This is a genomic window from Vibrio fortis, from assembly GCF_024347475.1.
GTDB lineage: Bacteria > Pseudomonadota > Gammaproteobacteria > Enterobacterales > Vibrionaceae > Vibrio > Vibrio fortis.
On sequence record NZ_AP025489.1, the window covers coordinates 138,587 to 158,746 of the forward strand.

The 20,160-nt window shown below is 43.6% G+C and carries 20 protein-coding genes; 15 read left to right on the top strand and 5 right to left on the bottom strand.

The window, feature by feature from the left end; genetic code table 11:
• Nucleotides 1–56 precede the first annotated feature (56 nt).
• Both OCV50_RS22470 and OCV50_RS22475 read left to right on the top strand, forming a co-directional pair.
• Nucleotides 57–1,091 (top strand): DUF1254 domain-containing protein, encoded by a 1,035-nt coding sequence (locus OCV50_RS22470; RefSeq protein WP_261905464.1) that lies wholly within the window; start codon nt 57–59, stop codon nt 1,089–1,091.
• 134 nt (nt 1,092–1,225) lie between these two features.
• Nucleotides 1,226–1,570, top strand: a complete 345-nt coding sequence (locus OCV50_RS22475; RefSeq protein WP_261905465.1) for a DUF3332 domain-containing protein — start codon at nt 1,226–1,228, stop codon at nt 1,568–1,570.
• A gap of 108 nt (nt 1,571–1,678) precedes the next feature.
• Here OCV50_RS22475 and OCV50_RS22480 read toward each other — a convergent pair whose 3' ends face one another.
• On the bottom strand, nt 1,679–2,869 hold the full coding sequence (locus OCV50_RS22480) for a hypothetical protein (RefSeq protein WP_261905466.1): 1,191 nt from the start codon (nt 2,867–2,869) through the stop codon (nt 1,679–1,681).
• A 159-nt stretch (nt 2,870–3,028) separates the two neighbouring features.
• A complete protein-coding gene (locus OCV50_RS22485; RefSeq protein ID WP_261905467.1) occupies nt 3,029–4,582 on the bottom strand; it encodes a methyl-accepting chemotaxis protein in 1,554 nt (517 codons plus the stop codon).
• Between the two features lie 333 nt (nt 4,583–4,915).
• Between OCV50_RS22485 and OCV50_RS22490 the strand changes: the two genes are divergently transcribed.
• Nucleotides 4,916–5,299, top strand: a complete 384-nt coding sequence (locus tag OCV50_RS22490) for a hypothetical protein (RefSeq protein ID WP_239842849.1) — start codon at nt 4,916–4,918, stop codon at nt 5,297–5,299.
• Nucleotides 5,300–5,361: 62 nt separating this feature from the next.
• Here the strand turns inward: OCV50_RS22490 and OCV50_RS22495 are convergent, their stop codons facing one another.
• The gene (locus tag OCV50_RS22495; protein ID WP_261905468.1) at nt 5,362–5,739 is read right to left on the bottom strand and encodes a winged helix-turn-helix transcriptional regulator; all 378 of its coding nucleotides are present in this window, start codon (nt 5,737–5,739) and stop codon (nt 5,362–5,364) included.
• A gap of 150 nt (nt 5,740–5,889) precedes the next feature.
• Here OCV50_RS22495 and OCV50_RS22500 point away from each other — a divergent pair, with 150 nt between their 5' ends.
• Nucleotides 5,890–6,432 (top strand): nuclear transport factor 2 family protein, encoded by a 543-nt coding sequence (locus tag OCV50_RS22500; RefSeq protein ID WP_261905469.1) that lies wholly within the window; start codon nt 5,890–5,892, stop codon nt 6,430–6,432.
• Between the two features lie 50 nt (nt 6,433–6,482).
• Here OCV50_RS22500 and OCV50_RS22505 read toward each other — a convergent pair whose 3' ends face one another.
• Nucleotides 6,483–7,118 (bottom strand): CatB-related O-acetyltransferase, encoded by a 636-nt coding sequence (locus tag OCV50_RS22505; RefSeq protein WP_261905470.1) that lies wholly within the window; start codon nt 7,116–7,118, stop codon nt 6,483–6,485.
• 452 nt (nt 7,119–7,570) lie between these two features.
• On the opposite strand from OCV50_RS22505, the gene OCV50_RS22510 reads away from it, so the two are divergent.
• From OCV50_RS22510 to OCV50_RS22560, 11 genes are all read left to right on the top strand, one after another.
• Entirely contained in the window at nt 7,571–8,782 is a 1,212-nt protein-coding gene (locus OCV50_RS22510) for an MFS transporter (RefSeq protein ID WP_261905471.1), read from the top strand.
• 10 nt (nt 8,783–8,792) lie between these two features.
• On the top strand, nt 8,793–9,434 hold the full coding sequence (locus OCV50_RS22515; RefSeq protein WP_261905472.1) for a glutathione S-transferase family protein: 642 nt from the start codon (nt 8,793–8,795) through the stop codon (nt 9,432–9,434).
• A 347-nt stretch (nt 9,435–9,781) separates the two neighbouring features.
• Nucleotides 9,782–10,192, top strand: a complete 411-nt coding sequence (locus OCV50_RS22520) for a hypothetical protein (protein WP_261905473.1) — start codon at nt 9,782–9,784, stop codon at nt 10,190–10,192.
• 109 nt (nt 10,193–10,301) lie between these two features.
• Complete coding sequence (locus OCV50_RS22525) at nt 10,302–10,694, top strand: NUDIX domain-containing protein (RefSeq protein ID WP_261905474.1); 393 nt, start codon at nt 10,302–10,304, stop codon at nt 10,692–10,694.
• 780 nt (nt 10,695–11,474) lie between these two features.
• The gene (locus OCV50_RS22530; protein WP_261905475.1) at nt 11,475–12,566 is read left to right on the top strand and encodes a calcium:proton antiporter; all 1,092 of its coding nucleotides are present in this window, start codon (nt 11,475–11,477) and stop codon (nt 12,564–12,566) included.
• A 57-nt stretch (nt 12,567–12,623) separates the two neighbouring features.
• Complete coding sequence (locus tag OCV50_RS22535) at nt 12,624–13,280, top strand: DedA family protein (RefSeq protein WP_261905476.1); 657 nt, start codon at nt 12,624–12,626, stop codon at nt 13,278–13,280.
• Between the two features lie 45 nt (nt 13,281–13,325).
• On the top strand, nt 13,326–14,717 hold the full coding sequence (locus OCV50_RS22540; protein WP_261905477.1) for a magnesium transporter: 1,392 nt from the start codon (nt 13,326–13,328) through the stop codon (nt 14,715–14,717).
• A gap of 36 nt (nt 14,718–14,753) precedes the next feature.
• Nucleotides 14,754–15,404: a MarC family NAAT transporter gene (locus OCV50_RS22545; RefSeq protein ID WP_261905478.1), complete on the top strand. Its 651-nt coding sequence runs from the start codon at nt 14,754–14,756 to the stop codon at nt 15,402–15,404.
• A 157-nt stretch (nt 15,405–15,561) separates the two neighbouring features.
• Nucleotides 15,562–16,239, top strand: a complete 678-nt coding sequence (locus tag OCV50_RS22550; RefSeq protein WP_261905479.1) for a hypothetical protein — start codon at nt 15,562–15,564, stop codon at nt 16,237–16,239.
• A gap of 76 nt (nt 16,240–16,315) precedes the next feature.
• Nucleotides 16,316–17,017, top strand: a complete 702-nt coding sequence (locus tag OCV50_RS22555; RefSeq protein ID WP_261905480.1) for a hypothetical protein — start codon at nt 16,316–16,318, stop codon at nt 17,015–17,017.
• A 274-nt stretch (nt 17,018–17,291) separates the two neighbouring features.
• Nucleotides 17,292–18,245: a LysR family transcriptional regulator gene (locus OCV50_RS22560; RefSeq protein ID WP_261905481.1), complete on the top strand. Its 954-nt coding sequence runs from the start codon at nt 17,292–17,294 to the stop codon at nt 18,243–18,245.
• On the opposite strand, the gene OCV50_RS22565 is transcribed toward OCV50_RS22560, so the two are convergent.
• Complete coding sequence (locus tag OCV50_RS22565; protein WP_261905482.1) at nt 18,238–20,037, bottom strand: mechanosensitive ion channel family protein; 1,800 nt, start codon at nt 20,035–20,037, stop codon at nt 18,238–18,240. The genes OCV50_RS22560 and OCV50_RS22565 overlap by 8 nt on opposite strands.
• Nucleotides 20,038–20,160 lie beyond the last annotated feature (123 nt).

Consider the following 20,160-nt stretch of genomic DNA (forward strand, 5'->3'; position numbering starts at 1 on the left):
GCATTTTTAAAGCCGTCCGCATACTGACCTCATCGAAACAAACATGAGACACAACGATGAACAAGACAACTTTAGCGGCTCTATTGGCAACCTTCTCATTCGGTGCAACGGCTGGCGACTACGATCACGCGCCAATTGGTGATGTTAACTGGAATAATTACCATCAAGCTGAATCGGACTGGAACTTTTTAGGCTTACAAGAAAAAGTCGGCGTCAATCAATGGTTACACGCTGAGCCGGTATCTAAAGAGGCTCAAACCGTCATTCGTTCCAACCGTGATGTCGTTTACTCAACAATGGTGGTGGATGTCTCTGAAGGCGCGACTTTCCATGTACCAGCTGACAATAATGACTACTTCCAGATCATCCACATCATGGATGAAAACCACTTAGTACATAAAGTGGTTCGTCGTGGCGAGACTCTGACTTTGAATGCTGATGATCTTACGACAGGTACTCACGTTCATGTTCTCGCTCGTACTCGCATTGCAGAATCAACTGAAGATACAAAGCATCGTCAAAACTTACTATCGATTAATGCTAACTCATCGACCCCTTATCAGGGCAAAGGCTATAACCCTGATGATGTAGTGAACTACCGCTTGAAGCTAATTAACAATGTTATGCAGCACGGTGCGCCAATCGAAGCTTTAAAAGGCTTTGGTTCAGACTTTGACGCTGTTGAGGATCACCACTTTAAGTATGTCACTGCGTTCGGCTATGCGGGCTTACCGGCCGATACAGCACAATACTTGGAGCGTGTACCGGGTCAAGGTAAAACAAGTTGCCAAGAATGGACGATTCCAAAACCTAATCTAGATTTTGAAGGCCGTGGAGGTTACTACTCACTTACCACCTACGCTGCTGATGGCTGGATCGACTCAGAACATTTCTATGCGTCGGGGGAAGACATGCGTGACAACGGTGACGGTACCGTTTCAGTGACCTTCAACTGTGGCACGGGCGAGGCTTATAACTTTGAAGTATCTGAAGGTTGGGCTGGCGTTCTTCGCTTATATGAGCCAGTCGACGTAAACGAAACCTTAGAATACATGCAGACACTACGCGGTATTCAAATCAAAGAGCTGTAATTCCTCGCTCTTAACCTACCTCCGTGTTTGTAGCAAATGGATTTGCTCTCGTCATGAACCTGGCTAGAGCATTTTCATTTCTATAACGCTCACCCTTTTTTATTACACCTACGCCTAATATTTCTGGAATCTTTATGAAAACTAAATTCTTCACTGCTGCTCTGTGTTCTCTATTTCTTGCTGGTTGTGCCGGTCAAAATGTAGCGACGGTTAAAACAATGGAGCTGAATATGAAGCCTGTCGATAACCGATATGCAAGAGCAGGACTTACCATCTTGATGTCACCAATTTATGTTCTAGCAACCGGCGCGGATTTTTTCATATTGAATGGTATTGAGTTTTGGACCGGGACCAACCCAATTACAGGAAAACCGTCCATTTACGACACCTCAACAAATACTTGGTTAGACATCAACGATGATCTGCCAGAAGAGGTTCGCGACGCGGCGCTAAAAAACCACGCAATCACCGTTCAATAAATATCTCTGTAATTCATCGCAACCTTGAAACAGCCAACGTTATTACGCGTTGGCTATTTAATGACTTGGTTACTGAGTTACTGGGCCTATTAGCGCTCGCTTTTCATATCAGCGAACCCACAATTGATCCGTAAACTGAACCTTCTCGATATTCAATAATACGTTGTCGCCATCACGCCCTGTGAGCATATCATTCAACTGTACTATTTCTTCCCCAGAGTCACGGAGGTGATATTCACTGCGAAGACCATGAACGATGACCGTATTTGTGCCTTGATTACCTGTTACCTGATTATCATGACCATTTAGCTCAACGTTTGCATCGTTACTCCCTGTCAAAGTGACCTTAGTGAGATATTGAGAATGGTGGGTATACGGTGTCATCGGGTCATACTTCATTTTGAAAGTGCCATTGAACGTATCCGAAATATAGGCGTCATAGCTCAAGGTTGGAGAGAAAATCTGTTCCGTGATGTATTGAGCGTTAGGATCCTCTGATGAGAAGTCTCCACGATTTTTAACGCTGTACATACCCCACATGCCTTTTCCGGTATAGGCTCCCCAAAGTCCATAATAACTGTCGATGACCGCAGCAAAATACTCCTGATCTACGCTTACCTCTTCTTGCCACTCAGTAAGAATATCTGCAGGCGGTGTGTAAGCACTGTTCAGAGCTTGCTTCTGTATCGTATTGAATTCTTTTTGGAACTCAGGCAAAGCCGTACGCCCACCCTCTGGAGAGTTGAGAACTCCAATGCCATAATCATGGACCAAGTGTAATATCTCTTCATAGGAAGCATCGCGATGTTCTTCATAGTCTTGTCGAACGTACCAATCGCCACCTTCCACCTGAATTTCCTCTTCAAACAGAGGCTGTCCATCTAAGTCATCATTATATTGAGGCTCATCGTGGTAGTTCATCAACTTCAATATCGCCCCGTTATTCGCCATGGCATTGGCTATGTCGCGTTTAGAATCCTTATCGCCATATTTGGTCCCTTCCACTGGGGTTAAATAATGATTCAAGACATTGACCGCTTTGACGATCTGATAAACGCTCAATCGATCCATAATCAAAATATGAATCGATTTACCATTAGGCGCTTTCACTGCCACATATCGGTCGTAACCCGCTCTAGAATAATTTGAGAATTTTGAAGGTACAGATTCAATCGTAACGCCATGCACAGTGGCGAGCGTTGCCGTAGTAGATATCCCCGTTGAACTGCCTTGATTAGAACTATTACAACCGGAAAGCAAAGCCGCCGTGATCACAGCGGCTATGGATAAAATTTTCATGATAAACCTCATTACGCTCAACGAGGTATCAATGTACGTAAAAAGAGCGGGGCCATAAGTGACGACGATGACTAAAAGACATTCCCATACAATCTCTTACAACCCGCCTTACATTGCCATTCTATGTCGACCACTCCTTAGCGTTACCACTGGCCACGATCAAACCTTAAACTTATCAATGGCCAGAGTCAGATCGCCCGCTTGACTCGCAACTACTGTCGCGGACTGCGCATTTTCTGAAACCGCACCAACATTGACACAAGTTAAATCTCGAATCGTGTTGACGTTACGTGCGATCTCTTCAGAGACACTGCTCTGCTGCTCAACTGCCAACGCGATCTGTGTGCTGCTATCCAATATGTGCTTCATTTCTTCCATAATCGCTTTAATATGGCTCAGCGCTTGCTCGGATAAGTGAACGCTGTCAGCACCTTTATGGCTACAAGATTGAATTGTCGATACCACGGTTTGAGTTTGTTGTTGCACGGCGGTAATGATCTCAGAAATCTCTGCCGTCGAACGCTGAGTTTTCCCCGCTAATGATCTCACTTCATCAGCGACAACTGCAAAACCACGGCCTTGCTCTCCTGCCCTCGCTGCTTCAATCGCAGCGTTTAATGCAAGTAAATTTGTTTGTTCCGCGATCTCTCCGATGACGTTCAATACCGAGCTAATTCGATGAGACAGTTCTACTAAATGATTCACCTCATCACTCGCGCTCGACAAGTCACTAGAAAGTTCGGTGATCGTATCGCGTGTTTCGACAATTTCATTAAAACCTAATTGAGCATTGTCGTAGCTTCGCTGTGTATTATCTGCCGCACTTTCTGTTGTACTGGCTACCTCTTTAATCGACTCACCCATCTCGGTAACAGCGGCAGCAACGCCGTCGGTTTCTAGTTGTTGGCGATTCAAAGCCTTCTCTGTATCGACACTGCTCTGTTGCAATTGCGTCGATGCAGCGCCAAGTTCACAAACGCTGCCTTGCACTCGAGAAATAAGCCCCTGTACGCTCTCTAGAAGAATGTTTAACTGACCCGCCATTTCTGAGATCTCATCGTTCCGATCAGTGTTAGCTTTCAAGGTTAGGTCATGGGTATTCGCTATAGTCAGCATCATTTGGCTTAGCTGACGAATATTCCCCTGAATATTCTGAATCAAGATGTAAGAACCAAAAATGAGCAAGCCTGTGACCAACAGAACCGATATCGTGATAAAGCGCTCAATGCTATTTTGCTCTTGAGTTAACTCTGTATTCAACGTGGACTCGATACCATGGAAAATCGTGAAGATTTCGGAAATTAAGGTTTTCATCTCTGCGCGCATCCCTGCGACAACGTTTGATTCCGCGTCACGATTAACCACCGTAGCCTCAACATCTTTACGATAAAGCGTAATCTTTTGACGCAATGAAGAGAGCTCAGGGACACGAATACCTAACTCATTTAGGTCATTAGTCAGTAATCCAGACAGCATCTGGAAGTCTGAATACTCATTTTTGAATGAATCTAACTTAGAGGTGGCAAATGAATCGGATAGATCTCGTTGAATACGATCCATCTGTAAAAGAGACACTTCCATCTCTTTCACTTCAATTAAGGTTTGTTCCAACTTTAGCAGTTTCAGATTAGCTAACTCAGTAATGGTAACAATGGCAATCAAGGCGAGAATAGAAAGGCCAGTTAAGCCAAATAGTTTAGTTTTTATCGTCATTTTGTGTCTCAGGGCAGCAATCGTTCAATAACTACTTATAATCCATAAGTATTTTTGCTGCTTTGTAACATTTTGTTACAGGCGTGTCACTCAAACATTACTAAGAAAGCTGCATTGCGCGTAGTTTTATAATATAGACAGTTCGCAGGGTGCCACTCACCACAGTATTCTAACGAATCTAGCCTTTACCTAAGCTCAAATAATGCGTAACACACGCGACTCCTAAAACTCCAAGTTTAGAGAAAGTGATTGAGTAATCATTAAGTTATTTCTTTTGATAGCTTGATACTTTAGACTGCTTTTAACGTTGTAAAAAATGAACAAGGATAGACGATGAGCTCAAACCAAATTTTAGACCAAGCACTGATCGAAAGTGGTCGTGACATTCCATTAACTGAGCTCCTTTTCGCTAAGCGAGTGCTCGATAACTACCTAGCGGTAGCGAAGGAAACAAGCCCAGCAGAACTGCTTGTTGAAATGCGAGAAGCGGCTAAAGGCGTAGAATATTTCAAAACAGAATCAAGCCCGTGTGAAGCTCGAAATGTTATCAGTGAAATGTTTAAAGCGATTGAATCTGCGCTCTCTTTTGAAGAATTCAAATCAATCGCATCAAAGCCCCAGCAAGCCCTGCATGAGCTGATCGAAGACCGAGCTCAACTGATAAAACATGAGCGAGGACTTCTCCTTGCTGCTGGTTATGATTTATCGCGCGTATAAACTTTTAAAGGCCACTTATCTCGTGGCCTTTTTCGACTCTAACACCTAACCGTCATCAAACATCAGTTTTTAGCATCATATTCCATGCGGGCTTTTTCTATGTGTTTCTGATGATCACCGGCCCAAGAGACCAATTGGTACAGTGGCTTAACAATCTCTCTTCCCATTTCCGTCAAGCAATACTCAACTTTAACTGGTACTTCTGGGTAGACCGTACGATTCACATAACCATCTCGCTCTAAATCTCTGAGTGTTTGTGTGAGCATTCTCTGTGAAATACCTTCAATTCTCGATTTCAAAGAGTTGAATCGGTCTTCTCCATCCACCAGCGCAAACAAAATCAGTAATGACCATTTGTCACCGATATGTGCAACGACATTTCGAATTGGGCAGTCTTCGTTGTTGTGAAATACACGTCTATCTGGTTTTGTCTTTGCCATCGTTTACCTCACGCTCTCAAGGTGAATTTATCTATATAGGTTACCAAAATGTGCCTAGGGCATGTTTTGGTGCGTTCTTGTACAGTAGGTTACTATTAATTACTATGGTTATCAATGTATACCTAGGCAAGAAAAACAACGGAGTGAACCATGTTTAAAGCACTGACCTCATTTATCCTTTTACTGGCAAGCACGGCTGCTTACGCGCAAGCTTCAGATAAAATCATCATCGACTTACCTTCATTACAAAAATCAAACTGGTCTGAGCAAGAGCTTAATAACGCGACGATCATTACCGACTTCGTTCAAAACTTGATGAACAACCATGATTTTAACTACGTTTTGACTCACTACAACGACAGCTCATACACTCAACATAATCGAAACCTACCTGACAAAATCACAGGCCTTGTCGGCTTTTTGCAAGAGTTCGTTGAAGAGTACCCAGACTACACCTACGATGTGAAACACATCTACGTTGATGGTGATTACGTTATTTTTCATTCTCATGCGACGTTATATGCAGAAGATCGCGGCAACGATGAAAAAGGGATGAACATTATTGATACATGGCGTTTGGAAGATGGAAGAATTGTTGAGCATTGGGATTCAATCCAAGCGCTGGATTTTTCGATGAGACTGTATTCACTTATCAGTGGTGGAGATATCGCAAACTCAAATGGGGTTTTCTAAACTCAGAATGCTCAAAGAGCAGTACCCATCAAAGGTACTGCTCTTGGTCGTTAGTTGCTTTCGTCAAACTTCTGCGCAGCTTGTTTTAATTGATGAATGTCATCAGCGCACAGGTATCTTTTTAACGCATTGAACTTGTCTTCAGGCCAATCGTAGATGTTCAAAGCCAAAAGCTCTTCTACGATGGGTTGGGCAAATCGATATTTGATGTGTTTAGCCGGAGACCCTGCAACAATGCTGTATGGTGCGACATCTTTCGTCACAACGCTGTTGGCAGCGACAACCGCACCTTCACCGATCGACACACCAGGCATGATCATCGCTCGCATTCCTAACCATGCGCCGTCACCTATGTGTGTATCACCCTTACCGATATAGGCTTCTTCGATATAGTCCATAAACGGGTATAGACTGAACCAATCAACGCGATGTGTATGGTTCCCTCCCATCAAGATCACGACTTCAGCGCCAATACAAACGTAATCGCCAATGTATAGTTTGTCGATCTCCCAACGAGGTTCCCACTCGCGGCTGATTTCATCACCATGCAAGTAACGCACAACGGATGATTCAAATCCGTTATCCCAGCAATCGCTGTAATAACTATGCGTGCCTTTGATCAATATATTGGGGTTGGTATTTACCTCATGCAGATACTGCATTTTCGACCAATGCTTCTTATCCATCTTTTCACCTTAAATTCGTGTTGATATAAAAAATTCGAAAACTCAAACAACGAATTAGTCAGTGAATACGAGGTTGTTTTAATAAAGGAATAAGTTGCATGTCAATACTCCATGAGCTGTGAAGCGGTGATGTTAACACACCATGAGTCATGCTTGATATTATGTAATCTTAGATCGCAAAGAATGTGTAGTACCCGATAACTTATGCTGTTCTCTGTGCCTCACACTCACCCATTAGACTTTAGTCTAAACCCAAGATCCACTCTCCACCCCCCAATTTAAACAGAAATTTACGCGCCTTCCCTAATGCCACAGCCCGTTCAATAGATTAATCAAACAATCGTTGCTGAAAAACGAAATACAACTAGTCACTCACTGCCACTAAAGCCCAAATGAACTGTGTTACGGTTGCTGTCACAATCAAATCCCATACAACGATGTGTCGAGCAAGGATGACAAACAATACCCCTTTTATAAACCGAAACAGCTTGGCAGGGCTCGCCGCAACCTTGGTAGGTGTCGGAATTGGTCGATTTGCCTATATTGCTTTGATGCCTGCGCTAATTCAGCATGGATGGTTTAATCAAGACCAAGCTGCTTATTTGGGCGTGTCTACTCTTGTCGGCTACCTACTAGGTGCACCTTTAGCGAGCTTATTATTACGATTTTTTAGTCCCGGTCACCTTGTCCGTACTGCTATGGTCATTAGCACGTTCAGCTACTTCGCTTGCGCGTTCGAACAGGCGCCTCTTATTTGGTTTTACCTATGGCGGACACTCGCGGGCACTATGGGCGCACTGTTAATGATTTTGGCGCCACCCATGGTTCTAAGGAGCGTCTCTCCTCAATCCAAGAGTAGAATCAGTAGTGTGGTATTTTCTGGTCTAGGGATCGGAGCCATGCTCTCAGGAACCTTAATACCTTTACTGATCAGTACCAGCGTCATCTCAACATGGATTGGAATGGGCGTCATTACGCTATTGGCAACATTATTAACTTGGCGCGCATGGGAAAGTACATCCCCGTCTTCTAGCGCTAGCTACATCAAAGCATCTTTCTCTCAACTCTCTGTTTCACAGCGCCGCTGTGTGATGCTAATTTTCATCGCTTACACCTTTGATGCCATTGGATACCTGCCTCACACTCTATTCTGGGTAGATTACATCGTAAGAGACATTGGTATGTCTTTTAGCGGGGGTGGTTTTTTCTGGGCTGCTTTTGGGGTTGGTGCCGCCATTGGCCCAATATTGATTGGTATAGTCGCGGAAAAGCAGGGCATCAAACTCACCTTGTGTATTGCATTCCTATTTAAAGCGATTGGCGTAGGGCTGCCACTCATGAGCATTCACCCTAGTGCCTTATTCATATCTTCCATCTTGGTCGGTATGTTCACACCGGTGACTGTGATGCTAGTTTCAACCTATACCCTCGAGTGCGTGGGCTATGAACTCCATACTAAAGCTTGGGGTTTAATGACCATATCCTTTGCCCTTTCACAAGGCATTGTGGGCTTTTTGATGGCCTATCTATTGAGCCAAGATGCGACCTACTCTCAGTTATTTCTGGTATCGACTGCCGCTTTGATAATCGCCGCGCTTTGTGTCTCATTTAGCTCGACTCAAACTCAAGTTGCGTCACCATCCCCAGCTTCGAATAGAAATTAAAGGACGAATTATGAAACTGTATCTCAATGACACCTCCCCCTTTTCACGCGCAGTGGTCGCAACAGCGATTCTAACGCAAAACACCTCTCTATCTTTCGAATGGGTCGACCCATGGGCCTCACCTAATGAATTAGTGGACGTGAACCCGTTTTGTCTAATCCCAACGCTTGTAACCGACGAAGGTATCGCACTATCTGAAAGCCTATGTGTTTGCCAACACCTCATCGAAGTGAGCCGTTCACAGAAGCTAATACCTATCGACTATCAAAACACTGATCAAGTTAGCCAGTTGGGTTTTGCAAAGACACTGATGGAAATCGCGTTTAGAAGTGCAGCATTAAAGCGTTATACCGAAGAGTCGAACGAGTTGATTGCTCGTGGCGAGAAAGGCATGTCTTTAGCGCTGGTGAAGCTAAACGAGCAATTGAGTCCCACATGTATCGACTCTTATCTACTGCCAACCCTTGCCAACCTATACCTTCACATCGCTCTGGATTACGTGCAGTTTCGCCATAACACGATTTTCAGCGACATTAAGAACGATAATATTGTCGAGTTTATGCAGCGCTCGCCCTTCACTGAAGTGCTGAGTGTTATTGACCTTGAAACTCTGTCTACTCAGCCAACTTTCCAATCCATTCAATGGCCATAAAAAGTAATATGACTGAAAAACAAGGCTCACACTAGTTGAGCCAATAATAAGCCCCTTCAATGTAAAAATGAGTTCATTTACTCATTGTTTAAGTTAGACGCATCATCCTAAGTTATCATTCTTAACCTCAACATCTCATTTATGTCTGTAAGTCTTTGTTGGTTATTAAAAATAATTAGTATGATGCCCGTGATGTAATAACCAATGGTTAAGAAGCTACCCTCATAAATCGGAACGAAATTGTGTCTAAGTATCAACTAAGAGGGCGGCTCAAAGTTCAGGACGGTCGCCATATACAACCAGCCTAAAAAGATTTAGAGAGTTTCATAATACAAACAGGAATAATGATGAGTTTTGATATCGCTGTTTTAAGCCTAGACAAAAAAATCACCAACGCAGAAGCAACAGATATATACGCAGAGCTAAACGAAGGCAACTATTCACGTATAGCACCGAATGACGCGATCAACCGTATCTATCATGAGTTAACGGCTAAACACCCTGAGATTGATGATGTTCCCGAAGATAAAATTGATGACTTAGATTTTTGCCCTTGGAGTTGTGATATCGACAAGTCTGATGGGCATTTAATTATTAGCACAGTTTGGCCGAAATCAGACTATGCACACAAGCTCGTTCAAGAGATTGCAACTAAACATCAACTTCCGACCTTCGACCCACAAAATGGGGTTATTACATATCCCGATGGCTCCAGTGGAATCGAGAGTGAAAAGAAAAAATGGTGGCAATTTTGGTAAGTTCGCATCCGATGATGACATGAACACTATCGTTTGATGTTTTCGTATAGATGGAACGACTAGTCGCCACAGCCTTACATCGCACCAACACTCAAAAGGAATCATTACTTTGAAAACTCATGAATGTGTCTCTTTCATTATTCTAAATGAGGCAAAAGTACTGTTGGAGAGACGTAGCGAAGAGAAAGAAACGGATCCTGGCTTGGTTACCATACCCGGAGGTCACGTAGAAGACGGAGAGACTCGCATTCAAGCTTTAGTGCGAGAGGTGCAAGAAGAACTTGATGTAACGCCCACTGAATACAAGTTCTTGTGCTCTCTTTACCACCCTACCAAAGAGCTGCAACTCATTCACTATTTTATCGTCAGTGGTTGGAATGGAGAGATAAAGCCTTATGAGGCAGATAGTGTTGAATGGCATACGTTGGAGTCAGCAGCCGTTGAAATAGCCGCTGACAAAGTTGCCTTACAAGAACTAGAGCGCGTTCAAATGTTTCTTTAGATTTGGTTCCCGCTTTTAATGAGTTATAACAGTCTGCGTTATGCCCCCTCGACTCAATGAACATACGCTATTTAATGAACCAGAATGCAACCCGTCATTAATGACATTTTCCCTATCAATACCTAATCTAATCAACACATGAAGAGAACGAAGAAACCCTCTGGTATATTTTTAGCCCTTTATCTGTTTTAATTTGAAAATCATCCAGCCAATAGATGCTAGCTAATAAGTGAGTATCTCCTATCAGTTCGCAACGTTCTTTTTCATGTAGCGCGTCAAATTCATGATTCCAACATGTTGATATGTCGATGACTATTATTCTTTCTAGCTCGAGAAACTGGTGGCTAAAGTGCTCATACAATGACTCTATACCTTCTGCGTAACTCAGCACTAGAGTGCATCTCCCTTCACCAATATCGCAAAATCTATATTTTCGGTCGTTTAAATATATTGTGCAATCCACGTAGAACTATCCTCATTAATTAATTCAGTTCTCATTATTTTGATTAAATCGAATGTTTTCGAGGAATTAGAGAAATTCATATATGAAAAACCAAGTCAACCAAATATGAATTTCTCTAACCCATAGTTTGAATAACCTGTTCACATTAAGTTAGCGACATGCTTAGGCGCATTGCTTTAGGCCAATCGCATTAAATGCTGAACCTAAGTACATGACTTGAAACGAACCGATTGCTGCAGAGGAAATTGCAGTATTCATCCGATTAACTCTCGTTAAAGGACATTAGCGAGTCTTCGATTACTTAACAAAGGCTCAATATGCTCAACGCACTCAAACAAGAATATAAATTGCCACTTGGCCTGCTCGCCGTCCTGTTTTTTAAGCTGGTCGGCGACAATTGGTTACAAGGTGGCGTAGAACCATTCACTTATATCATGATTACGGCGGCGCTGTTTTATGCCGTCATGAGCGCTATATTCTCGGTTGTTCGTCACTCTGACGCTCTAGCAATAAAGCTTGGTGATCCGTATGGCACCTTAATACTGACGCTGTCCGTGGTACTACTCGAAGTCATTATGGTCTCGTCGGTTATGTTGACCGGAGACTCAAACCCCTTCTTAGCACGTGACACCATGTTTGCTGTCGTGATGGCAGTACTCAATGGCTTTGTTGGTATCACCTTGTTGATCGGCGGTATGAAATACCATACTCAAACCTACAACCTTGATGGAATAAAAGCGTACTTGGTGGCCATTATCCCACTCTCATTACTGTGCTTGGTACTGCCTAATTTCACCAGTATGGATCCACTGGGTAACATGTCGACCAGCCTAACTTGGACATTAGTGCTCGCTTCGATCGCCTTGTACGCCGTATTCCTGTTTATCCAAACACGCACCCATACCGACTACTTCATCGATGGCGACAATGAAGATCACCACGAACATCACGGCCCTCTGCACAGCAATATATTCCACACGATCATGCTGGTGAGCTATTTGATCGTGGTGATTTTGTTAGCGAAAAGCCTCGCGATTCCAATTAACGATGGAATCACGGAGATGGGCGCACCTGCCGCGCTGGGTGGATTAATCGTCGCGTTAATTATTCTTGCTCCTGAAGCAGTCGGTGCAGTCAAAGCCGCTGTCACTAACCAATTGCAAAGAGCAATGAATCTGTTCTTTGGTTCTGTTCTTGCCACCATTGCACTAACCGTACCTGCCGTTCTGCTGATTTCAGGGGTAATGAACGAACCCATCCAACTCGGCCTAGCCCCTGCTGAAATGGTCTTACTCGGCGCAACACTCCTAATGACCAGTGTCAGCTTTAGCAGCGGAAGAACCAACTCGCTCAATGGTGCAACACACCTCATTTTGTTCTTTGCCTACATCATCTTGATGTTTGATTAAAACACATTGTGGGCTCCGGCTATCAACAGCCAGAGCCCATGTTAACTTGGAGTATCCATGCAAGAGATTATTTCCGCGATTTGGCTGCAAGACTTTGATGCCTTACTTGAATTGAATTCACTGCACGTTTTATTGCTTTTGCTTGGTGTCGTGCTTTTCCTCGAGTCGAGTTTTGTTTTCTTACCACTACCCGGTGACGGCCTAGTGCTGTTTGTCGGGGGCATGGTAGGTTTAGGCGCGATTGATTTTTCAAGTGCTCTAATGCTTCTAACCAGTGCCTCTTTTTTGGGCAGTATCGTGGCCTATTTCCAAGGGCGCTGGCTGCACAATACTCCGTTCATGCGTAAAGCCGAGCAAACCCTTCCAGATGAATCATTACCCAAAGCAAAAAGACTGTTAAACCGCTACGGTTTTTTATCCTTATTCGTTTCGCGATTTGTTCCATTTGTCCGCGTGTTGACTCCCATGTTAATGGGCGTCGCTCAACTAAGTGTGGTTCGCACTTTGCTGGTCAGTTTCACAAGCTCAATCACTTGGGTCATCAGTCTATTAATGGCTGGTCAATGGATCATGCGCCATCCGTTCATCTCTCAATATCAGGAGCTACTGACTAAGTGGTTTTTATTGGGCAGCTTGATATTGATGATGACCGCATTTATCACCCTCTTGATTAGGGTTGCAACCAAGAAGCAACAACCACAAACATCCGAATAAGAATCTCTTCAATCGTATTATCACTTATTGTCAAAGGTCTAACATATGACATTAATTACATTAGCTTTTTCATCAGAAGGGGCGGAAAAGCTGTATCTCAAAATACTGGAGTGTCTCACGCTAAGAAAGGCTAAACGACTGAATCAAACGCTTCTAGAGTCTGAACCCACCGAACTGCCATCAGTATTAAGGAAGCTCACCGACCAGCAACGTATCGCCACTTGGACTCTATTAAGTGAAGTAAACCCAAGCCTTGCTGCCAACTTACTTGATCACTTATCTGATCCCGAGCTTCTATGGCTGATCAGTCAACTACCTGAAAGTAGCACCATAGTGCTATTTCAATATTTGCATTCCGCAGACCGTCGGCTGCTACTCAATGAGCTGCCAAGCGACCTACAAAAACAGCTCAGGCAAGCCCTACCTTCAACATGGAAAGACGAAGAGCGCGCAGCCTTGATCTGTCCACAAGACTCTGCCGGAGGGATTTGTAAAAGCGAAGTCCTCAAACTGGCAGCAGACGCGACCATCGACAGTTTGAGCGCAATATTAAGCGCAGAAGAACACAACTTAGATCGACTAGAGTGGCGTTACGTTTACTTGCATGACAATGAAGGAAGTTATTTAGGCGGGCTGAAGATCCGTGATGTACTGCTACTACCACGTGGTACGTCATTACGGGAATACATAGATACCACAGTGCCCGTTATCAGCCCTGACACGGATCTAAATACGATTAAAAGTACGCTGGACACCACTTTACACCCCGTTGTTCCCATCGTTGATGGACAAGGTTTCCAAATAGGCATCGTCGGCTTTAAGCATCTCAATGAAGCCTTATACCAACGTTCGAAGCAGCAAATGTTAGAGCAATCCGGTGTATTTGGTGGTGATGAATCTCGCACCATGCCAGTACTAAAACGTAACCTACGTCGACTCGCATTTTTGTTGCCTTCCGTCGCCTTAAGTTATGCCGCTATTTCAATCATTGCTATTTACGAGCCCATCATTGAACAAATTGCCGTCTTAGCGGCCGTGTTACCGCTTGTCGCCAACCTTTCTGGTGCGGCTGGGAATCAATCCGTTGCCGTGTCGATACGTGAACTTTCTATGGGGCAAATCTCACCTAAAGATTTTCTGTATGTGGTAGCCAAAGAGATCCCAATAGGTGCCCTTAATGGAATACTAATTGGTAGTATTTTGGCTCTGCTTACGCTGTTCACGCTTGGCGGAGAGCACGCTGGATTACCATTGGTTATCGCCATTGCTTACACACTTTCTTCCACTCTTGCCGTCGTGATCGGGGGGACATTGCCCCTGCTACTAAAACGGCTCAACTTCGACCCAGCTATGCTATCAAGCCCTATGCTGACAACCTTAACCGACGCAATTTCGTTCTTCAGTGTTCTATATCTAGCACACGCTTTTTTACTGTGATGTAACTTTCTTTTCCACCACTAAATGGAGACTCCTATGCATATAGAAACATTATTCACCTATATGACACTCACGATTCTTGGTCTGCTACCCATTATGAATCCACCCGCAGCAGCAACGGTTTTACTCGGTTTGAGTAAGGGACGAGATAAGAACTATATTGTGTCGCAAGCCAAAGCGACTGGACTCTATCTTTTCATTGCCTTGTGCATCACCTTCTTCATTGGGGCATCGGTACTCGAACTCTTCAGTATTTCCATACCAAGCTTGCGTTTAGGTGGGGGAATCATCATTGTTGCGATTGGTTTCAATATGCTGTTTCCTCGCTCCGACAATGGAGCAGCCCCGTCCGGACAAGATTCAATCGCACTAGTCCCATTGACCATTCCGTCACTGTGTGGCCCAGGTTCTATGGCTATGGTCATCAGCCTAGCCGCTCAAATCGCTACCTATGAAAACCACATCAGTATGACTAGTGTCTATGGTGGTGTCGTCGCCGGGCTTGCTTTCGTCGCACTTATTGCGACCTTCACATTAACCATGGCATACCCTTTGCTTAAAGCACTTGGTCAGAATGGAATTAACGCATTTACCCGAATTATGGGCTTTCTACTAATTTGTATGGGAGTGCAATTTTTCACAATTGGGATTCAAGAAATCGTTCTTGAGATCAACGAACTCTTATAAGTCACCAATACAGCCCCAGCTTGAGCCTCAACCAGTTTTGGTTGGGGCTTTTTTATGTTTATACGTTTAGCAAATATGAATCGCTGTAATTCATAGTCAAAAACCAAGTCGATAAATAAAATAGCGTCATAAACAAACACAACTAGGATTTATATTTATGAAACTAACTAAAACATCGCTATTAATTGCATCACTTATTTCTTCACCCTTAGTACTTGCAAATACTAATATTGATTTTTCAGATTCTAAACAACATTATTCGGGTTTTAATATTGGTTACGGCAGCAACGATTTTGATATTGGCCTTCAATATGCCAAGTCACTAAATAACGATTGGAGTTTGCTAAGTTCATATAGTAGTGACGACAATTTTGATAACCACGAACTTGGCTTCGACTTCCAGCGTACTGATGGGCTAGGAGGTGCTTTTAATTATCACCACGATACTGACTATCAATCTCGAGATTTACGTGCGAACGACTACCAGTTTACTCTATATCGTTCAAGTAATATCACGGACAAGCTTAACGTGACACCAGAACTTGCACTAGGTAATTTAAAGCACCAAGACATGAGCAGCAGTGTTTACTACACCAGTGCATCACTCGATATGACTTACAACCTGAACCCTAGCATGTGGGTAGGGTTCACACCGGAATACACTTACAGCTTAGGTAAAGTGAAAGAAAATAATGGAAATCAATCTACGCTGAGAGATTGGGATTACACAGCAGAGCTTGGTTATCAATTTAATGGCACGAGCGCATTCGTATATAGCTATCAATATGATGATGGTAATAATCTTTCATTATTTTCGTTTAAGCATTCATTCTAAATTATTAGAGCTGCCGACAATAGGCAGCTCATTTTTTTAATATCCATTTTAACAATACTTTAATAGGCGAGCCATTTTGAAAACCAAACTATTATTGCTGAGCTGTATTGTCAGTGCCTATTCTATCGCTGATGAAAACACAATTGACTTTGAATCCGCGGTAGAAGAATTTACAGAAGCCACCATAGAAACTTCTCCCGTTGATTTCACTGACCCAACAGCAGCTTATAGCTCTCTCCAGATAGGGTATAGCAACGAAGGCTTTGAGACAGGATTTGGTTATGCCAAAACGATTACTGATAATTGGGCCGCATTGATTTTTGCACAGTCTCTAAACAACTTCGATACTTACAGAGTGAGAGCTGCTGCGCTAAGCACCAATTTCGGTAGTGGCATAATGGGAGACTATTTATACGATGAGCGACACGATACACACACTTTCGTACTGAACGCAATGCAAGTCCTGCCACTGCATGAACGATTCATTATTGCACCGGTTATTGGCGCGGGCGCCATTTTCAACGATAGCCTCAATAAAGAAGTGCCTATTGCCATGGCACAATTATACAGTGTGATGACCATTACCGAGCAAGCTTCTATAATGTTCGTACCAATCTATACGATGTCTTTAAGCGACCAAACTCTTAAATTCAATACGTTAGACTGGGAGAGTGGCTTCTCCTACCGAGTCGCAGATAATCAAAATGTTTCAATCAACTATGGCATCTATGACCAATCCGACAACAAAGTTGGATTTAACTACACCTATGCTTTTTAGCTGTATACCTGCTATCTAGGTCGAATTCTACGCACCGGCTTATTTCAAGCACTCAAGTTCAAAATTCTTACTCCACTTCAAACACCTACTCCCTTTTAGTAACAAGGATGTTGCCGGCGAACACGTTATATTAAAATTGACTGCCGCTCACACCCCTTTCTTGCGGAGTGCATCAAAGATTCATTACCACATAACATTCGTAACCTATTGAACAACTCGCAATTTCCCTTATTCTTAAATGGTGCTTCTAAACTTCATTACGAAAAGGTAACCCATGAAAGAACTTCAAGACTTAGATCTAAATCTACTCAAGTTGCTTAAAGCGGTTGTCGAAACTCGTAATACTCATGTGGCGGCAGATAAGCTTGGTATATCACAAACCAGTGTGAGTCGAGGCATGGCAAAGTTAAGAGAGACCTTTGGTGATCAACTTTTCATTCGAAAAGCGCACGGTGTTGAACCTTCAGAACTGGCAGAAAAGCTCGCAGAAGCTGCGGATGAAATGTATTCGCCGTTGATTAAAGTGGTCGAGTCCTACCACAACTTTGAACCAAAAGAGTTTACGGGTGAAGTTACAATTGCCCTGAATATATTTTTGCTAGAACTGTATGGCGATGGCATCTTTGAAGCGCTACAAAAAGTGCTACCAAAGGCACGCTTCAAGTTAGTCTATTGGCAAGATAAAAGCTTAGTGGAAATGTTGAATGGTCAAGTGGATTACTTACTGCAGCTTTCTGGCATTCCATTTCCACAAGATATCTATCTACATAAGCTCACCGAAGTGAAGTTGAGCATTGTCGCACGCAAAAACCACCCAGTACTAATGAAAAGTAGCCACTGGGAAGACATCCACCATTTACCAATCAGCAGAATATTAATCGATGGTATCAATACCAAAAGGGCCCCCGTAGAAGATCTCTATAAGTCAAAAGGCTACAAAGCAAACATGGCACTTTCGACGCACAGTATCACTGTGTTGCGAAACAAGCTTAAGCACTCAGATTCGATCTCTTTTGGCAGTAGTTTTATGACTGAGGGCGACTCAGATTTAGCGTGTTATCCGCTACCGAACTTGCCGAAAGAACTCCGACAAATTGTGGTGGATGGGGGCTACCTGCAATCTAAACGCGGCTTCCCACTCCACCAACTCTTGCACCAGACAATGCAGCACTTCTTTGACAATCTTGCCCAGCCGGAAGTACAGTATCCCGAACAGTCGGCTACATAGATCCAGACTGACGTACTGCAGAGGTTGCAGCTGGATACATAACGGTGTCTTTGATCTCATACTTATATTCATAACTAAAGTCTGGAAATGGGAAAGCTTGCTCTTCATGCCACTGCGCAACCACTTGCTCCGCTTTCCGTTTCTGCTCTTGGTTATCCGTCGATACCTTATCAAATAGCTGATATTGAGTGGAATGCGCTATCTTGGCGCCCACACTGTCAACCTGAGTCAGCATTGAAAACAGAATATCTTCTTGCACTGCCATAAACTCTTCATGATCTCGGCAACTGATGTAAGCCATCATATTAATATTGATAGAGTACTCTCCTACTCCCATCAACCGTACTCGCACCGGCTCCTCTTCTATCATTGGGTGCTGCAGTAATAAACGGCGAATGTTGACGATAAGCACTCGCAACTGTTCGAGTGAGGTTTCTGAACGGAGCCGAATAATATGATCCATACGTCGCTTGTCACGCCGCTCTAGATTATCTATTTCCATATTGGCAAATTCTGAGTTAGGTATGGTAATCAACGAGCGCTCTAAAGTGCGAACACGCGTGGAACGTAAGCCTATACTCTCAATTGTGCCTAGCTTATCGCCGTAGCGACAAAACTCACCAAGCTTCACCCCACCATCGGCATACAAGGTTAAGCCATTAATGACATTTTCTAAGATCGGTCGAATGGCCAAAGCAACCGCTAAACCACCCACACCTAAACCAGCAAGAATTGGGGAGATAGAAAAACCCATAAACTCAATGACGTAAATGCCAAGAATAACGATCGTTAGACCGCCAAAAATACGAGCGAGTACAGTGATTAATGAGGAATCGACATGTTTGCCGTTATGCTTCTTGAATGCGTAAATGTCGGCGAAATAGTTAAAGATCGCCATAATTAGCCAAGAAACAAAAAAGAACTGCGCGAGCAAAAATGAGGTTGTAAACAACTGGTAAACTCCACCAGTGATCCAAACACCATCATCAATAATCCATCTTGCGAGCAGTAATAAATTCACAACCCCGACAAGAGAAAACAGCCTGCCCGCCTGCCATTTCAATCCTCTACCTTCCCAACGAAGGTTCCAACGCTCACCCAATATGAAGCTGATTTTCATCAGTATTCGACACGCAACCAGAATGCCTGCAAGTGCGAACCACTGCCACATCGGTAACGGGCCATGAAGTTCATTGAATGGTTGAGGCAAAGATAGAATAAATTGCTTAGAAAACAATGGCCCCGGGCTGATCAAAAACTCTTGATAATAGTCAGAACGGTTCTCCGCATCATAGGGAAGCGCGGACATCGTGCGATACCAGCGAGACAAACTCTGAATCGTGCTTGAGCTGAAAAGAAACTGATCACTCCTTTCGCCCTCCGCTTGACGAGATATTACGATTTCTGTGTTTCCAAAACGCCAGTGTTCAATGCCTTTTTCTTTCACTTGAATTACATCAGGCGCAAGTTCATGAGTCGCCTGGTCGATCCGGTCGAGTAGCTCTCTAAGAAGAATGATTTTTTCCATCACCACGACGGTTCTACTGCGATTAGGCACCATAGAAAGATCCATGGTTCGTTGGACTTGAGAGTAGGCGTATTGCGCTTCTTTTGTATGTAATGTCTCTTGCTGCCAGTGCTCAATGACAACACTGGAATCTCTCATAAAACTTGCAAGCGTCTTATTTGGGCTTGATGTGTCTGATAACTCAAGGGTTGTGCTCGATATCGCTAATGAACTGGATATCGTTAAGCACAACCCAAGCAGTGTTTTGAATAGCACTCTAATCACAGGCTTCTCCCGCTATTACGCAGTTTTAGCTCCACCATTGGTGCGATGGGGTATGAGTGGTCTAATACGGATTGATGTGGGGCATAGTGATAGTTCGCACTGAGGAGAGTCGCGAAACATCTG

Excerpts from the sequence above, each read along its gene's own strand:
- OCV50_RS22470 (WP_261905464.1), top strand. The coding sequence starts at position 57 with ATGAACAAGACAACTTTAGCGGCTCTATTGGCAACCTTCTCATTCGGT.
- OCV50_RS22475 (WP_261905465.1), top strand. The coding sequence starts at position 1,226 with ATGAAAACTAAATTCTTCACTGCTGCTCTGTGTTCTCTATTTCTTGCT.
- OCV50_RS22480 (WP_261905466.1), bottom strand. The coding sequence starts at position 2,869 with ATGAAAATTTTATCCATAGCCGCTGTGATCACGGCGGCTTTGCTTTCC.
- OCV50_RS22485 (WP_261905467.1), bottom strand. The coding sequence starts at position 4,582 with ATGACGATAAAAACTAAACTATTTGGCTTAACTGGCCTTTCTATTCTC.
- OCV50_RS22490 (WP_239842849.1), top strand. The coding sequence starts at position 4,916 with ATGAGCTCAAACCAAATTTTAGACCAAGCACTGATCGAAAGTGGTCGT.
- OCV50_RS22495 (WP_261905468.1), bottom strand. The coding sequence starts at position 5,739 with ATGGCAAAGACAAAACCAGATAGACGTGTATTTCACAACAACGAAGAC.
- OCV50_RS22500 (WP_261905469.1), top strand. The coding sequence starts at position 5,890 with ATGTTTAAAGCACTGACCTCATTTATCCTTTTACTGGCAAGCACGGCT.
- OCV50_RS22505 (WP_261905470.1), bottom strand. The coding sequence starts at position 7,118 with ATGGATAAGAAGCATTGGTCGAAAATGCAGTATCTGCATGAGGTAAAT.
- OCV50_RS22510 (WP_261905471.1), top strand. The coding sequence starts at position 7,571 with ATGACAAACAATACCCCTTTTATAAACCGAAACAGCTTGGCAGGGCTC.
- OCV50_RS22515 (WP_261905472.1), top strand. The coding sequence starts at position 8,793 with ATGAAACTGTATCTCAATGACACCTCCCCCTTTTCACGCGCAGTGGTC.
- OCV50_RS22520 (WP_261905473.1), top strand. The coding sequence starts at position 9,782 with ATGAGTTTTGATATCGCTGTTTTAAGCCTAGACAAAAAAATCACCAAC.
- OCV50_RS22530 (WP_261905475.1), top strand. The coding sequence starts at position 11,475 with ATGCTCAACGCACTCAAACAAGAATATAAATTGCCACTTGGCCTGCTC.
- OCV50_RS22535 (WP_261905476.1), top strand. The coding sequence starts at position 12,624 with ATGCAAGAGATTATTTCCGCGATTTGGCTGCAAGACTTTGATGCCTTA.
- OCV50_RS22540 (WP_261905477.1), top strand. The coding sequence starts at position 13,326 with ATGACATTAATTACATTAGCTTTTTCATCAGAAGGGGCGGAAAAGCTG.
- OCV50_RS22545 (WP_261905478.1), top strand. The coding sequence starts at position 14,754 with ATGCATATAGAAACATTATTCACCTATATGACACTCACGATTCTTGGT.
- OCV50_RS22550 (WP_261905479.1), top strand. The coding sequence starts at position 15,562 with ATGAAACTAACTAAAACATCGCTATTAATTGCATCACTTATTTCTTCA.
- OCV50_RS22560 (WP_261905481.1), top strand. The coding sequence starts at position 17,292 with ATGAAAGAACTTCAAGACTTAGATCTAAATCTACTCAAGTTGCTTAAA.